Here is a 15,210-nt window from a genome sequence, read left to right as displayed (position 1 = left end):
CATTATATTATTATTTCACTTAAAACTAAATAAAAACCATGGGAAAAGGCGACAAAAAAACAAAACGAGGTAAAATACATCGAGGTACATCTGGCGCTAGGCGAAAAAAAATAAAGAAAAAGACAAGACCAGAAGAAAAAATTAATATCGATAAAAAGGTAAAAACTAAATAGCCTTATCTAATAAATACTAATTCATTGTCTTTTGACAATGCTTCACTAAACCCGTAACCTTCATAATTAAACCCTTTTACATCGTCTATTGTTTGGGCATTGGTCTCTAGCACGTAGCGTGCCATATAGCCTCTAGCAAGTTTAGAAAAAATAGCTATGGTTTTGTAAGCACCGTTTTTTAACTCCTGAAATTTAACATGAGTTACAGGAACTTTCAGGGCTTTTTCGTCTACGGCCTTAAAGTATTCATTACTTGCTAGGTTTAGAAAAAGCTCATCATCTTTTAACTCGTCATTCAAGGCTTGAGTCACTTTCTTTTTCCAGAATTCATACAAGTTTTTGTTTTTTCCTACTGGAAATTTAGTACCCATTTCTAATCGGTAAGGCTGAATTAAATCTAGTGGCTTTAACACACCATACAAACCTGATAAAATTCTAACGGTGTGCTGTAACGCTTCTATTTTTTCAAGTGAAATGCTATAAGCATCTAACCCTCTATATACATCACCGCTAAACGCATAGACAGCTTGTCTAGAATTCTCTGGAGTAAATGGTAATTGCCAATCTTGATTACGCTCATAATTAAGTTGCCCTAAACTATCAGAAATGTGCATTAACTTTGATAAGCTTTTGGCAGATTTCTTTTTAAGAAGTTTATTTACACGTTCTGCCTCTTTTAAAAAAGATGCTTCAGTATATTGTGCTGTTGGTAATTTACTTTCGTAATCAAGTGATTTTGCAGGTGATAAAACGAGTTTCATTGAAAATTTATTTTTCATTTCCGAGCAATCGGAAAACTATTATTTGAATTAATCTCAAAATTACAATTACCTAATAATAAAATCAATTTTAGGTAATATTCTTTTCTATAAAACTATTGAATAAATTTATTCTAAATCCTGATGTTTTGAATAGTTACGCCATTTATCAATACACTGTTGCATATCTTCTGGAATTTCAGAATTAAATCTCATAAATTCGCCTGTAATTGGGTGTTCAAAACCTAACGTTTTAGCATGAAGTGCTTGCCTTGGCAAAACTTTAAAGCAATTGTCTACAAACTGTTTGTACTTACTAAACGTGGTTCCTTTTAAAATTTTCTCACCACCATAGCGTTCGTCATTAAACAACGTATGCCCTATATGTTTCATATGCACACGTATTTGATGCGTACGTCCTGTTTCTAATTTACAAGACACGAGAGTAACATAGCCTAAACGCTCTATAACCTTGTAATGTGTTACAGCCGGTTTTCCTTTATCTGCTTCATCGCCTTCAAAAACAGTGTTTTGTAATCTGTTTTTAGGATGACGACCTATGTTTCCTTCAACAGTTCCTGAATCTGCTTCTACATTGCCCCAAACAATGGCAACATACTCGCGCTCACTTGTTTTATCAAAAAACTGTTTAGATAAATGTGTCATAGCCTCTTCAGTTTTAGCTATAACCAGTAAACCACTAGTATCTTTATCTATTCTATGCACCAACCCAGGGCGATTGCTTGAGTTGTTCGGTAAGTTATCAAAGTGATATGTTAAGGCATTTATTAACGTTCCAGAATAATTACCATGACCAGGATGCACAACCATTCCAGCGGGTTTGTTTACTACTAGAAGCACGTCGTCTTCATAAACAATATCTAAAGGTATATTCTCTGGCGTTAATAAATACTCATACGGCGGATGCTCAAAAAGCACACGTATTTTATCAAAAGGCTTGACTTTGTAGTTTTGTTTTACAGGTATATCGTTTACATAAATACTACCGTTTTTTGCTGCCGTTTGAATTTTATTACGCGTAGCGTTTTCTATAAAATTCATTAAGTATTTATCTATTCTTAATGGTTGCTGACCTTTCTCTGCTGTAAATGCATAGTGCTCGTAAAGCTCATCGTCATTATTATCGTCTATCTCTAGAGGTGCTTGTGTCATAATTATTCAGGTCTATTTCCGTTTCCTAATACCAAATCTATTGTTGCTGTTTTTGACAACGCTTCATCTTTTTGAATTTCAGAACCTTTATGTGTAAGTTTTACAACCTCATCTTTACCTAAATAATCTACATAGGTAAGTGTTCCTATTTTAAAACCTAGTGCTTCTAAAGTTGGTTTTGCTTGTCTAAATGTTTTCCCTTTTAAGTTAGGTACTCTTACTTTTCTGTATCCCGAAGGGTTTAGTGTTAAATATATTTTTCTGCTTTCTTTTACCTTGGCTCCAGCAGCAGGATCTTGCTCTATCACAGAAAATTTAGGATAATCAGGATTATAATTAGAAGAATCTTGAATCTCCATGACCAGTTTATTTTCTTTTAGCTCAATTTCGGCTACCTCTATAGACTTACCTTTTAAATCTGGAACGGTTTCAAATTTTCCATGATTTGTAGAAATATTTAACCATTTCAACAAGATAAAACTCAATACAACAATAACGACAACCGCAATAATAATCTGCTTTAAAAAGATTCTACTTTTCAGAAATTTTATAAGACTCATGTATTTTTATTTGAAAACAAAGATATAAAAACAGAACTGTTTTTACTTTTGATTTATTAGTGATATTTTAGCTTAACAATAATTACTTACGTTTTATTGTACGTTTTTAGATTACATTAAAGAAGAAAATAATTTATCGTCTTGTTTTACAAGATTAACATCTATGAAAAAAAACATTGCCATAATAATGGGCGGATATTCTAGCGAATATGAAATATCCCTTAAAAGCGGAAACGTGGTTTATGAAACCCTTGATAAGCAAAAATATAACGCTTACCGCATTCACATTTTTGAAAACAAATGGATATATGTTAATGACGATAACATAGAATTCCCTGTAGATAAAAACGATTTTTCTATAATTATTCATGATAAAAAAATCACTTTTGACTGTGTTTTTAATGCCATACATGGTACGCCTGGAGAAGATGGTTTTATGCAAGCATACCTAGAGTTGCTTAATATACCTCATACCAGCTGCGGTATGTATCAAGCAGCCTTAACTTTTAATAAAAGAGACTGCCTAAGCGTATTAAAACCTTACGGAATAAAAACTGCGGAATCTTATTATTTAAATTTAGGTGATGCTATTGATGAAGATGCTATTATAAAAAAAGTTGGATTACCGTGTTTTGTAAAAGCCAATAAAGCAGGAAGCAGCTTCGGAATTTCTAAAGTTTATGAAAAAGAAAAGCTACAACAAGCTATTGATTTTGCCTTTAAAGAAGATGATGAAATTATCATAGAATCATTTCTAGATGGCACCGAAGTATCGGTTGGCGTTATCTCTTACCAAGGCGAAACCAAAGTACTACCTATTACCGAAATTGTAAGTAATAATGACTTTTTTAATTATGAAGCCAAATACCTAGGCGAATCTCAAGAAATTACTCCTGCAAGAATAAGTGACTCAGACGCTAATAAAGTACGAGAAATTGCAAAAAAGGTTTACGAAGTTTTAAAAATGAAAGGGTTTTCTAGAAGTGAATATATTTTTAAAAATGGAGAACCACACTTATTAGAAATAAACACCGTTCCTGGTCTTACACATGCAAGTATTTTACCTCAACAAGCAGCAGCAGCTGGAATTTCATTATCAGAGTTGTTTGAAAACGCCATTGAAGAGGCTTTGAAATAATTATTGTAATTTTACATTATGAAACGAGCTATTTTCCCAGGATCTTTTGATCCTATTACTTTAGGCCATTACGACATTATAAAACGAGGTGTAAAACTTTTTGATGAAGTGGTTGTTGCTATTGGTATCAATGCCGAAAAAAACTATATGTTTTCTCTAGAAGAACGAAAACAATTTATAGAAGCAGCTTTTAAAGACCAACCAAAAGTAAAAGTAGTAACATATCAAGGGCTTACTGTTGATTTTTGTAAAGAAATAAAAGCAAAGTTTATTTTAAGAGGTTTAAGAAACCCTGCCGACTTTGAATTTGAAAAAGCCATTGCGCACACCAATAGAAAGCTTTCTAAAATTGAAACAGTATTTTTACTTACAGCTGCAAAAACATCGTATATAAGCTCTAGCATTGTTCGTGACGTTATTAGAAACAACGGCGATTACAGTGTATTGGTTCCTGAAAGTGTTGTTGTAAAATAAAGCTTAATTACAACTCTATTTTTCTTACAACTTATATTCTGATAATGGATTAGGAAAGTCCTCTGGGTTTGCCGCAAGGTGATACCTAGGATCATCAATATCTTCAACGATAACTTCCTTAAATTTAGGACTTGCTTTATATAAAAGCGTTTTACAGTCTTTACTTAAATGTTTCAGTTTTATTGATTTTCCTTCGGCTTCATATTTATTAACCAGGTTAAATATGGCCTCTAAAGCAGAATGGTCACTTACTCTAGATTCTACAAAATCTATTTCAATCTTTTCTGGATCATTCTTTACATCAAATTTTTCGTTAAAAGCTGTTATACTTCCAAAAAATAATGGTCCCCAAATTTCATAAACTTTAGTACCATCAGCACGCATACGCTTTCTTGCTCTAATACGTTTTGCATTTTCCCATGCAAATGCTAAAGCAGATATTATAACACCTACAAAAACAGCAATAGCTAAATCAAAAATAACAGTAACCGCTGAAACCGTTATTAAAACAACCGCATCTGAAAGAGGTATTTTTTTTATAATTCTAAAACTAGACCAAGCAAATGTTTCTATTACCATCATAAACATAACACCTACTAAAGCTGCTATTGGCACTTGTTCTATCAACTTATCTGTAAATAATATAAATGTTAGAAGTGTGACAGCCATCATAACACCAGAAAGACGTCCACGTCCACCAGCATTTATATTTATTACGGTTTGTCCAATCATACCACAACCACCTGTTCCTCCAAAAAGTCCTGACATAATATTACCAGCTCCTTGTGCAATACATTCTCTGTTTCCGTCTCCTCTACTTTCTGTTAACTCATCTACCAAATTCATAGTCATTAAAGACTCTATCAATCCTACAGACGCCGCTAAAAATGCATATGGTAAAATAAATTTTAAGGTATCTAAATTTAGTGGTAAGTATTGCCATAACTCCATATTAGGCGTTGGCAATTCACCTTTTAAGCCTGTTCCGCCACCTTCTATAATGTATGAACCAACTGTAGAAACGTCTAAATTAAAGCCAACAACAACCAATGTTGTTATTAAAATAGCTGTTAAAGCTGCTGGAATTTTTTTTGTAATTCTTGGTAAAGCCCAAATAATTCCCATAGTTAAAAGCACCAAACCTATCATTGTATAAAGTTCGGTTCCTGACATAAATGTGCTTACGTACTCTTTAACGCCTTCACTTGAAATTTGTAGTGTTTTGTGTGAAAACATTTTTACTTGCGCCCAAAATATAACAATAGCTAATCCATTAACAAATCCTAGCATTACTGGATACGGAATTAGCCTAACAAATCTTCCTAATTTAAAAACACCTGCAAAAACCTGAATAACTCCCATTAAAATAACACAAGCCATCAAATAGAAAAACCCCATATTTTCAATAGGCTGATCAAAAAGCATTCCTTTGGTATGCCCTTCTGATATCATACTAACAAAAATAACAGCAACAGCACCAGCTGCTCCAGAAATTAAACCTGGTCTTCCTCCAAAAATTGCTGCAATAAGTCCAACTATAAATGCGCCTGAAAGCGCCATCAATGGGTCTATTTGAGCCACAAAAGCAAAAGCAACAACCTCTGGTATCATAGCTAGAGACACAGTAATACCACTTAAAATATCATTTTTAGGATTTGATGTGAAATTTCTAAATATTTGAGTCATTGTATTATTTTTTGAAGCTGCAAAAATACGTCGTTTATGCAGATGTACAAGTTTATATATCAATAAATGATTAATTTTAAGCTCTAAAACTTTTTTTGATGAAGCGTATTTTCATACTATGTATTTTACTTGTTGGTTGTAAACAACAAGAGACAGTTTCAACTATTGATTTTAAAACCGTTTTTGAAAAAACCAACGGACAAGAAACAGCTACTTATCAAGAGACCATTTCATATTTCACAAATTTAAAAAACACATATCCTGAAATCTCAATGCAAACCATTGGCATGACAGATTCTGGGAAACCACTACATATAGTTACTCTAAACCCTGACAAAGAATTTAATTTTGAAAACATCAGAAAAAATAAACGTATTTTACTTGTAAACAATGGCATACATCCCGGAGAAAGTGATGGCATAGATGCCACAATGATGTTATTCAGAGATATTGTTCAAGGCAACATAAAAGCTCCTAAAAACACGGTATTGGTAACCATACCTATCTATAACATTGGTGGTAGTTTAAACAGAAATTCTACTACCAGAACAAATCAAAATGGCCCTAAAGAATACGGCTTTAGAGGAAACTCAAGAAACTACGATCTTAATAGAGATTTTATAAAATGTGACACAGAAAACGCCAAAAGCTTTGCTTCTATATTTCACCTTGTACAACCTGATGTTTTTATTGATAATCATGTGAGTAATGGTGCCGATTACCAATATACACTTACACACCTTTTTACACAGCACAATAAATTAGGAGGTACTTTAGGCAACTATATCCATACCCAAATAATGCCTGAATTAGAGAGCAAACTAAAAGAAAAAAACTGGGACATAACACCTTATGTAAATGTATTTAACCAAGTCCCAGAAAAGGGTTTTAGCCAATTTATGGATTATCCTAGATACTCTACGGGCTATACAACTCTTTGGAACACATTAGGTTTAATGGTAGAAACTCACATGCTAAAACCTTATAAACAACGTGTTGAAGGTACTTACGAGCTTATGAAAAGCATGCTAGAAATCGTAGAATCTGAAGGAGAAACTATTACTAAAATGAGAAATAAGAATTTTGATTATTTCACAGCAGGAAACTCCTACCCGTTAGATTGGGACGTTGACACCACAAAAACATCTACACTTCAGTTTAAGGGATATGAAGGGACATTTATTAATAGTGATGTTACTGGCTTGAAGCGCTTAAAATACAACAGAAACAAACCATTTATAAAAGATGTCGCTTATAAAAATTACTTTAAACCAACTACCGAAGTAACAATACCTAAAGCTTACATTATCCCACAAGGGTGGAGAAACATCATTAATTTACTTGAAATAAATAATATAAAAACAGTACAATTTAAAAAAGACACAACTTTATTGGTAGAAGGCTATAAAATTGCAAATTTCAACACACGAAAAACACCTTACGAAGGACATTACCAACACTACAACACACAAGTGATCTCTTCTAGCAAATCAATTTCATTTTCAAAAGGCGATTATCTTATTACAACACAACAAAAAGGAATTCGTTACCTTTTAGAAACACTAGAACCACAAGCTCCTGATTCATTTTTTAATTGGAACTTTTTTGATACTATCTTACAACAAAAAGAAGGTTTTTCACCATATGTTTGGGAGGACATAGCTCATGCCTTGTTAGAAAATGATTCTGAATTAAAATCTCAATTTGAAAACAAGAAGCAAACAGACGCCTCTTTTTCTGAAAATTGGTACTTACAACTAGACTGGTTACATAAACATAGTGATTACTATGAGAAAGCTCATATGCAATACCCAATATATAGACTACAATAAACTATGAAATTAATGTACGAATATTAGCATAACTATTTTCTAAAGCCTTTTTGCTTTCTTCTTCGTTTAACCAAGCAACTTTAGTTATACCTTCATTTTCTTGAGGCTCTAATTGCCCATCATAAGAAGAAGTCATTTCAAACCAATAAGTAATTTTTATTTTATGGCGCCCATTACGTTTAAATATATGATAGGTAGTTTGTAATGGTTTGGTTATTTCAAGTCCTTTAATACCGGTTTCTTCTTCTACTTCACGAATAGCTGTTTCTTCTATACGTTCTTTTTTTTCGGCTTTACCTTTAGGTAAATCCCATTTATCATTTCTGTAAATAAATAAAATCTCACCTTGATTATTATACACTTTTCCACCACCCGCTACAACGTTAGGCAACTTCTTCAAAAACTTCTTTAGTAACTTTTCCTCTTTATCATGAATAAGTCGCACCTCTTTTACAGATGTTTTATTTAATTCTTTAATAACCTTACTTATCTTAACAGTATTTAATAGATAGTTTTTAAAATCTGTTTCCTTTTCTACTTTCGTTGTAAGAATTATTGGTTTGTCGTTTACAAAAATTTTATACATTTTGTTAAATCAAATAAATATGTGTTTATGTAAAAGTATCAATTTTAACAAAACAACCATAGGTTTCAAAATTAAATTTTAAATATGTTTTTAAAATAAAAATTAACTAAAAAAGTGTAATTTTGCTGCTATGATTTTCAACAAAAACACCGCAAGAAAAACAGCTGAAGTTTTATTGCAAATTAACGCGATTAAATTAAGTCCTAAAGAACCTTTTACATGGGCTTCAGGATGGAAGTCACCTATTTATTGTGACAACAGAATTGTACTATCTTACCCTACAATTCGTAACTACATAAGAGAAACAATGGCCAAGCAAATTGAAAAGCAGTACGGTAAACCTGATGTTATTGCAGGCGTTGCTACTGGTGCTATTGGCATAGGTATGTTGGTTGCTGAATATTTGGGTGTTCCTTTTATTTACGTAAGACCTGAAGCTAAAAGCCATGGTAGAAAAAACCAAATAGAAGGTCATGCTACAAGCGGGCAAAACGTTGTTGTTGTTGAAGACTTAATAAGCACAGGAAAAAGTAGTCTTAATGCTGTACGCGCGCTAAAAGAAGCAAACCTAAATGTAAAAGGTATGATTGCTATTTTTTCGTATGGTTTTGATGTTTCTAAAGAGAACTTTGAAAAAGAAAACATTCAGCTTCATACATTAAGTAATTATGAGTCGTTATTAGAACAGGCATACCATACAAACTACATATCTACTAAAGAACAAGACATTTTAGCATCATGGAATGCCAATCCTAGTGAATGGAACGCTAATTGATATACCTAAAATCTAATAAAACACAATTTTATGAATTTAGAATCTAAAAAAACAACTATCAATAAATCATCGCAAGAAGTATTTGATTTTTTATCAGAGGTAAAAAACTTTGAAAAACTAATGCCTGAAAACATTAGTAAGTTTGAAGTATTAGGTGATGATAAGTTCTTATTTGCTCTAAAAGGGATGCCTGAAATTATTTTAAAGAAAAAAGAAGTTGTACCTCCAAACAAAATTGTACTAGGAGCTGCAGGCGGAAAAATAGACTTTTCACTAGTAGGTGATATAACAGATATTGATGAGAACAGTAGTGATGTAAAATTAACCTTTAGTGGTGATTTTAACCCTATGATGGCCATGATGATAAAAGGCCCTATAAGTAAATTTATAGATACGCTTACAGTAAATATACCTAACGCTATTTAGTATAAAAGCTCAAGTTCTTTTAAGTCAAACTCTTTTACAACGTTATCCTCAAGTAGCACTTGTAATTTACCAGAATTTGAAACACCTTTTATAAATCCTAAAAACATAGAGCCTTCAGCATTTTTAAATGTTGAAGGCTTATTTTTTCTAAACAAATTAGCTTCATAAGCTGTCTTCAACACGTTATAACTCTTTTGCTTTAATAGCTCAAAATAATCCTTTAAATTTTTAATTATTTCTAGCATTAAAAGCTCCTTATCATAATGCAATCCTGTAATTTGTTTTAGAGATGATGCTCTAGGCAAATTATCAAAACTTGTTTGGTTTACATTAAGCCCAATACCAATTATTGTTTCTTTTATAGCACCTTGCTTAATGACATTTTCTATCAAAACGCCACAAATCTTCTTATTGTCTGACAAAATGTCGTTAGGCCATTTTATAAATGTCTTTGGTATACCAAAAGTATTTAACGCCTTATTTATAGCGAGAGACACCACAATACTTATATAAAAATGATCATCTATAGCCACAAACGAAACCTCTTTAAACACACTAAACATAAGGTTCTTACCTGGTATATTTTCCCAAACCGTTCCCATTTGTCCACGACCTTGAGTTTGAGAGTTTGTAACCACAACTGTGTAATCATCTAACTTATTTGTATGACTTAACTGCCTTAAAAAGGTGTTTGTAGAATTGGTGGCATCAAGTTTGATTATACGCACAATAAATTGGTTATATTAGTAGAGAAAAATCTTATGATTTTTTTACACCCTAAAGAACTAAAAAAATAATAACTTTGCACAAATTAAATAAATTTAATGGCTAAAAAACATACAAATGCAGACCAATTAATAGCAGCGATATTAAGCGGGATTGAAGATGTAAAAGGTAAAGAAATTAATATTTTAGATTTACGAGAAATTGAAAACACGGTTTGTGACTACTTTGTTGTATGTGAAGGAACTTCAAACACACAAGTGAATGCCATAGTCAATTCAATTCAAAAAAAAGTTAGTAAAGAATTAAAAGATAAGCCTTGGCATGTAGAAGGAACAGATAATGCTGAATGGGTTTTAATGGATTATGTGAATGTTGTTGTTCATGTTTTTCAAAAACACATTAGAGAGTATTATGACATAGAAAGCCTTTGGGGAGACGCAAAAATGACTGTAATTGAAACAAATTATTAAACAAATTAATGGCAAACAATAAAAAAAATCCGAAAAACAAAAAACCTAAATTTAGTCCATATTGGATTTATGGAGGAGTCATAGCTATATTTTTAGCCATGCAATTGTTTAATGGTAGTAGCTTTCAAGATGCAAAACCAACAACTCCATCTCAATTTATGGAATACCTAAAAAGTGGAGATGTTGAAAAAGTTGAAATAGTAAATAGACGCGAAGCAAAAGTATATCTTACCAAAGAAGCTCAAGAGAAAGAGATTCATAAAAAATCAAAGCCAACATCAATATTGCCATCTGCAACACGTTTACCAAATTATAAATTTGAATTTGGTGACCTTCAAAACTTTGAAGATGAAATTTCAGATGTTGTTAGTTCAGAAAACTTAAGCCCAAAACCAAAAATAGAATATAAAACTGAACAAAATCTTTGGGGAGATTTCCTTATTGGTTTATTACCTTTTATTCTATTAATTGGGGTTTGGATATTCATCATGCGCCGTATGTCATCTGGCGGCGGCGGCGGAGCTGGCGGTCAAATTTTTAACATTGGTAAATCTAGAGCCAAGCTATTTGACGAGAATACTGAAGTAAAAACAACGTTTAAAGATGTAGCTGGTCTTGAAGGCGCAAAAGAAGAAGTACAAGAAATTGTAGACTTCCTTAAAAACCCAGACAAATACACATCATTAGGAGGAAAAATCCCTAAAGGTGCACTACTTGTTGGTTCTCCAGGAACAGGAAAAACCTTATTAGCAAAAGCCGTTGCCGGAGAAGCAAAAGTTCCTTTCTTTTCTCTTTCAGGTTCTGATTTTGTTGAAATGTTTGTAGGAGTTGGAGCCTCTAGAGTTCGTGACTTATTTAAACAAGCTAAAGAAAAATCACCTTCAATAATATTTATTGATGAAATTGACGCCATAGGTCGAGCAAGAGGAAAAAGCAACTTTTCTGGATCTAATGACGAGCGTGAAAATACACTAAACCAATTACTAACCGAAATGGATGGTTTTGGTACAAACACAAACGTTATAGTATTAGCTGCAACAAACAGAGCTGATGTTTTAGATAAAGCCTTAATGAGAGCTGGACGTTTTGACAGACAAATATTTGTAGATCTACCTGATGTTCGTGAGCGTAAAGAAATTTTTGAAGTTCATTTAAGACCTCTTAAAAAATCTCAAGATCTAGATCTTGATTTCTTATCAAAACAAACACCTGGTTTCTCTGGAGCTGATATAGCAAATGTTTGTAATGAAGCAGCCTTAATTGCTGCGAGAAATGGTAAAAAAGAAGTTGACAAACAAGACTTCCTTGATGCTGTAGACAGAATTATTGGAGGTTTAGAGAAAAAGAATAAAATTGTTACTCCTGACGAGAAAAAAGCCATTGCTTATCACGAGGCAGGACACGCTACGGTAAGCTGGATGCTAGAGCATGCAGCACCACTTGTAAAAGTAACTATTGTACCTAGAGGTCGCTCATTAGGAGCTGCTTGGTACTTACCAGAAGAACGCCTTATTGTTAGACCAGAACAAATGCTTGATGAAATGTGTGCAGCTCTTGGTGGTCGTGCGGCTGAAAAAGTTATGTTCAATAAAATATCAACTGGAGCCTTAAGTGATTTAGAAAAAGTTACCAAGCAAGCTAGAGCTATGGTTACGGTTTATGGCCTTAGTGATAAAATAGGAAACCTAACTTACTATGATTCTTCTGGAGAAAGTGAGTATGGATTTACAAAACCTTATAGCGAGCAAACAGCTGAACTTATAGACAAGGAAATTTCTGATATCATTGAAAAACAATACGCAAGAGCTATAAAATTATTAGAAGACAATAAAGATAAGCTTATTGAACTTGCAGAAGTATTACTTGAGAAAGAAGTAATTTTTAAAGATAATTTAGAAAAAATATTTGGAGAACGCAGTTTTAACAAAGAAGAACGCGAATTATTAGACAAATAAAAATTCCTTAATTTTTTGTTAACGTTTACTAAAAGTCTTAAATTGGCCTAACGGTTAATTTAAGATTTTTTATATTTGGAAAAACCCTTAAAACACTAGGTTAATAGCAGCAATGTAAATGAGTCTTTTTAGAAAAATTTTTGGTTCCAAATCTGATAAAAAAGAAACCGAATTAAAATCGGAAGAGCGAGGCAAATACATGCCTGAAATAAAACTACCTATTGATGAGCGTTTTACAATAAAGTTCAAAGAAAATGGTGGTAAATTCCTGTATTGCGAAAACCTAAATGAAATTTTTGAAAGCTTAAACAATATTTTAGAAGAAAACCATTGGGAGAATGAAAAAGCTTTAATTATTGACGAAAATTTACAAAACAAATTTTCTAATTCTGGCTTAAATCCAACAAAATCATTTCAAGAGTCTTCATTTTTTTTAACTACCTGTGAAAACTTAATTGCAGATGATGGCTCTTTACTAATCTCATCAAATCAAATTGCTGAAAAAAAATTACGCGAGTTTCCTGATAGCTTTATTGTTTTTGCAACAACAAGTCAAATTACTGCAAATATAGGTGATGGTTTGCGTGGTATTAAATCTAAAAACATGCAAAAAATACCTACAAACATTACCACAATAAAACATTTCAAACTTCAAGAAGAAAAACAAGAAGAAAAAGACTTCCTTAGTTACGGTAGTAGTTCAAAAAACTTATATTTGCTATTATTAGAAGACCTTTAGAATGAAAGAAATTCTTACCAGATCTTTTGCTGGTTTAGTATATATTTTATTACTGCTAGCAGCTTTTTTAAATGAGCATGCTTTAATAATTTTGTTTTTTATTTTTGGCCTCATAGCATTAGCCGAGTTTAAAAAACTCATAGAATATAAGTCTTTTTTACCTTTTGTATTATTTTCGATACTTTACTTTGTTTTTGGCTATTGGCAACTAGTTTTAAACTCTGCCACCGGATTAAGCGAAGCTACTCAAATACTTCAAGTTATTACTATTTTTGTACAACTTCTACTTATAAAAGACCTGTTTACAAAAAAAAACATACCGCTATTTATTTCTAATAGATTTACACTTACTACATTTTATATATCTAGTAGTTTTGTATTCTTAACTCTTATAGCAAACTACCCTAATGGTTACAACCCTGAAATTTTATTAGGCTCTTTTATTTTAGTTTGGACCAATGACACCTTTGCATTTTTAGTAGGAAAAAATTTTGGCAAGCAAAAACTGTTCGAAAAAATATCTCCAAAGAAAACTGTAGAAGGTTTTTTAGGCGGTTTATTTTTTGCTTGTGTTGCTAGTTATTTTATTGCTAACTTTACAGATACTCTAAATTTCACAAACTGGTTAATTTTAAGTATTATAATTAGCGTATTTGGAACTTTAGGAGATTTGATTGAATCCAAATTTAAACGTCAGGCCAATGTTAAAGATAGCGGCTTCATTATGCCTGGTCATGGAGGATTATTAGATAGATTAGATAGTATTATTTTTGCCGCACCATTTATTTATTTGTTTTTACGAGTTATACAATATGTTTCATAAAGAAGGTCATAAAATCATATTACTAACACTTATAGTTGTTGTTGGTTTATTTTTAATTGCAGACGCTTATATTTCGGTATCATGGGTAAGCACTCTTGTTATGGTTGGCTTATTGATATTTTTAATATTAATACTCCAGTTTTTTAGAAACCCGAAACGCCATACCGTTAATAGTGACAACACCGTTGTATCTCCTGTTGATGGTAAAGTAGTTGTTATTGAAGAAGTATTTGAAAAAGAATATTTTAATGATAAGCGTATTCAAGTAAGCGTATTTATGTCACCTATAAATGTACATGTAACAAGATATCCCATAAATGGTCAAGTTGTTTTTAGCAAGTACCATCCAGGAAAATACCTTGTAGCATGGCACCCAAAAGCTAGCGAGGAAAATGAACGAACAACTGTTGTAGTTGAGAATAAAAACTACGGAAAAGTTCTTTATAGACAAATTGCTGGAGCACTTGCTAAGCGTATTGTAAATTACGCTGAAGTAAACCAAAGAGCCATTCAAGGTACCGATTCTGGATTTATAAAATTTGGATCTAGAGTTGATTTATTTTTACCTCTTGACGCCAATATAAAAGTAGAATTAAACCAAAAAGTACGTGGTGGCGAAAGTATTATAGCAGAGAAATAATGACTTCTGAAGAATTAGACATAGCCTTTGAAGATGCCGTAAATAGAATTAACGAGCACACAAAACCTTTTCCTGCTGATTTCTTATTACGCTTGTATGCTTATTATAAAAAAGCTACAAACAACTACGGAAGACCAAGCAGTAAAAAACCCATAATAAATGCATTTAAAACAAATGCTTTATTTCAAGTTAAAAACATTACTCAAGACGAAGCTAAACTAACTTACATTGAGTTAGTAAACAACTATTTTCTATATAGAAAATAGCTGCTTACTT

The 15,210-nt window shown here is 32.1% G+C and carries 18 protein-coding genes; 12 read left to right on the top strand and 6 right to left on the bottom strand.

Annotated features, from left to right (window positions below; translation table 11 throughout):
• Nucleotides 1-38: 38 nt before the first annotated feature.
• Nucleotides 39-173, top strand: coding sequence for a 30S ribosomal protein THX (locus ABD690_RS08645; protein WP_344729445.1), 135 nt, complete (start codon nucleotides 39-41; stop codon nucleotides 171-173).
• 2 nt (nucleotides 174-175) lie between these two features.
• On the opposite strand, the gene yaaA is transcribed toward ABD690_RS08645, so the two are convergent.
• The 3 genes from yaaA to ABD690_RS08630 all read right to left on the bottom strand — a co-directional run bounded on the left by yaaA (nucleotide 176) and on the right by ABD690_RS08630 (nucleotide 2,664).
• Nucleotides 176-934 carry a peroxide stress protein YaaA gene (yaaA, locus tag ABD690_RS08640; RefSeq protein WP_344729443.1) on the bottom strand — a complete coding sequence of 253 codons (759 nt, stop codon included), beginning with the start codon at nucleotides 932-934 and terminating at the stop codon, nucleotides 176-178.
• A 126-nt stretch (nucleotides 935-1,060) separates the two neighbouring features.
• Complete coding sequence (locus tag ABD690_RS08635; RefSeq protein ID WP_344729441.1) at nucleotides 1,061-2,104, bottom strand: RluA family pseudouridine synthase; 1,044 nt, start codon at nucleotides 2,102-2,104, stop codon at nucleotides 1,061-1,063.
• A gap of 2 nt (nucleotides 2,105-2,106) precedes the next feature.
• A complete protein-coding gene (locus ABD690_RS08630; RefSeq protein ID WP_344729439.1) occupies nucleotides 2,107-2,664 on the bottom strand; it encodes a PASTA domain-containing protein in 558 nt (185 codons plus the stop codon).
• Between the two features lie 163 nt (nucleotides 2,665-2,827).
• Between ABD690_RS08630 and ABD690_RS08625 the strand changes: the two genes are divergently transcribed.
• On the top strand, nucleotides 2,828-3,802 hold the full coding sequence (locus ABD690_RS08625; RefSeq protein ID WP_344729437.1) for a D-alanine--D-alanine ligase: 975 nt from the start codon (nucleotides 2,828-2,830) through the stop codon (nucleotides 3,800-3,802).
• Nucleotides 3,803-3,820: 18 nt separating this feature from the next.
• Nucleotides 3,821-4,276, top strand: a complete 456-nt coding sequence (gene coaD, locus ABD690_RS08620; RefSeq protein ID WP_344729435.1) for a pantetheine-phosphate adenylyltransferase — start codon at nucleotides 3,821-3,823, stop codon at nucleotides 4,274-4,276.
• 24 nt (nucleotides 4,277-4,300) lie between these two features.
• On the opposite strand, the gene ABD690_RS08615 is transcribed toward coaD, so the two are convergent.
• Complete coding sequence (locus tag ABD690_RS08615; protein ID WP_344729433.1) at nucleotides 4,301-5,962, bottom strand: SulP family inorganic anion transporter; 1,662 nt, start codon at nucleotides 5,960-5,962, stop codon at nucleotides 4,301-4,303.
• A gap of 98 nt (nucleotides 5,963-6,060) precedes the next feature.
• Here ABD690_RS08615 and ABD690_RS08610 point away from each other — a divergent pair, with 98 nt between their 5' ends.
• Nucleotides 6,061-7,794 (top strand): M14 family metallopeptidase, encoded by a 1,734-nt coding sequence (locus tag ABD690_RS08610; RefSeq protein ID WP_344729431.1) that lies wholly within the window; start codon nucleotides 6,061-6,063, stop codon nucleotides 7,792-7,794.
• Nucleotide 7,795: 1 nt separating this feature from the next.
• Here the strand turns inward: ABD690_RS08610 and ABD690_RS08605 are convergent, their stop codons facing one another.
• On the bottom strand, nucleotides 7,796-8,380 hold the full coding sequence (locus ABD690_RS08605) for an NUDIX hydrolase (RefSeq protein ID WP_344729429.1): 585 nt from the start codon (nucleotides 8,378-8,380) through the stop codon (nucleotides 7,796-7,798).
• Nucleotides 8,381-8,510: 130 nt separating this feature from the next.
• Here ABD690_RS08605 and pyrE point away from each other — a divergent pair, with 130 nt between their 5' ends.
• Both pyrE and ABD690_RS08595 read left to right on the top strand, forming a co-directional pair.
• Complete coding sequence (gene pyrE, locus ABD690_RS08600) at nucleotides 8,511-9,155, top strand: orotate phosphoribosyltransferase (protein ID WP_344729427.1); 645 nt, start codon at nucleotides 8,511-8,513, stop codon at nucleotides 9,153-9,155.
• Between the two features lie 30 nt (nucleotides 9,156-9,185).
• Entirely contained in the window at nucleotides 9,186-9,581 is a 396-nt protein-coding gene (locus tag ABD690_RS08595; RefSeq protein WP_344729425.1) for an SRPBCC family protein, read from the top strand.
• On the opposite strand, the gene ABD690_RS08590 is transcribed toward ABD690_RS08595, so the two are convergent.
• On the bottom strand, nucleotides 9,578-10,309 hold the full coding sequence (locus ABD690_RS08590) for a biotin--[acetyl-CoA-carboxylase] ligase (protein ID WP_344729423.1): 732 nt from the start codon (nucleotides 10,307-10,309) through the stop codon (nucleotides 9,578-9,580). The two genes, ABD690_RS08595 and ABD690_RS08590, sit on opposite strands and share 4 nt — an antisense overlap.
• 96 nt (nucleotides 10,310-10,405) lie before the next feature.
• Here ABD690_RS08590 and rsfS point away from each other — a divergent pair, with 96 nt between their 5' ends.
• From rsfS to ABD690_RS08560, 6 genes are all read left to right on the top strand, one after another.
• Nucleotides 10,406-10,777, top strand: a complete 372-nt coding sequence (rsfS, locus tag ABD690_RS08585; protein ID WP_344729421.1) for a ribosome silencing factor — start codon at nucleotides 10,406-10,408, stop codon at nucleotides 10,775-10,777.
• A gap of 8 nt (nucleotides 10,778-10,785) precedes the next feature.
• Nucleotides 10,786-12,732: an ATP-dependent zinc metalloprotease FtsH gene (gene ftsH / locus ABD690_RS08580; RefSeq protein ID WP_344729419.1), complete on the top strand. Its 1,947-nt coding sequence runs from the start codon at nucleotides 10,786-10,788 to the stop codon at nucleotides 12,730-12,732.
• A 118-nt stretch (nucleotides 12,733-12,850) separates the two neighbouring features.
• On the top strand, nucleotides 12,851-13,471 hold the full coding sequence (locus ABD690_RS08575) for an LUD domain-containing protein (RefSeq protein WP_344729417.1): 621 nt from the start codon (nucleotides 12,851-12,853) through the stop codon (nucleotides 13,469-13,471).
• A 1-nt stretch (nucleotide 13,472) separates the two neighbouring features.
• Nucleotides 13,473-14,294, top strand: coding sequence for a phosphatidate cytidylyltransferase (locus ABD690_RS08570; protein WP_344729415.1), 822 nt, complete (start codon nucleotides 13,473-13,475; stop codon nucleotides 14,292-14,294).
• On the top strand, nucleotides 14,284-14,934 hold the full coding sequence (locus ABD690_RS08565; RefSeq protein WP_344729413.1) for a phosphatidylserine decarboxylase family protein: 651 nt from the start codon (nucleotides 14,284-14,286) through the stop codon (nucleotides 14,932-14,934). The genes ABD690_RS08570 and ABD690_RS08565 overlap by 11 nt, the downstream gene beginning before the upstream one ends.
• Entirely contained in the window at nucleotides 14,934-15,200 is a 267-nt protein-coding gene (locus ABD690_RS08560; RefSeq protein WP_344729411.1) for an acyl-CoA-binding protein, read from the top strand. Before ABD690_RS08565 ends, ABD690_RS08560 begins: the two co-directional genes overlap by 1 nt.
• The last annotated feature ends 10 nt before the right edge of the window (nucleotides 15,201-15,210 follow it).

This window comes from Corallibacter vietnamensis, assembly GCF_039537875.1.
In the GTDB taxonomy this organism is placed as follows: domain Bacteria; phylum Bacteroidota; class Bacteroidia; order Flavobacteriales; family Flavobacteriaceae; genus Corallibacter; species Corallibacter vietnamensis.
Note: the sequence above shows the minus strand (reverse complement) of the source record. Positions and strands in the feature narration are given on the sequence as shown.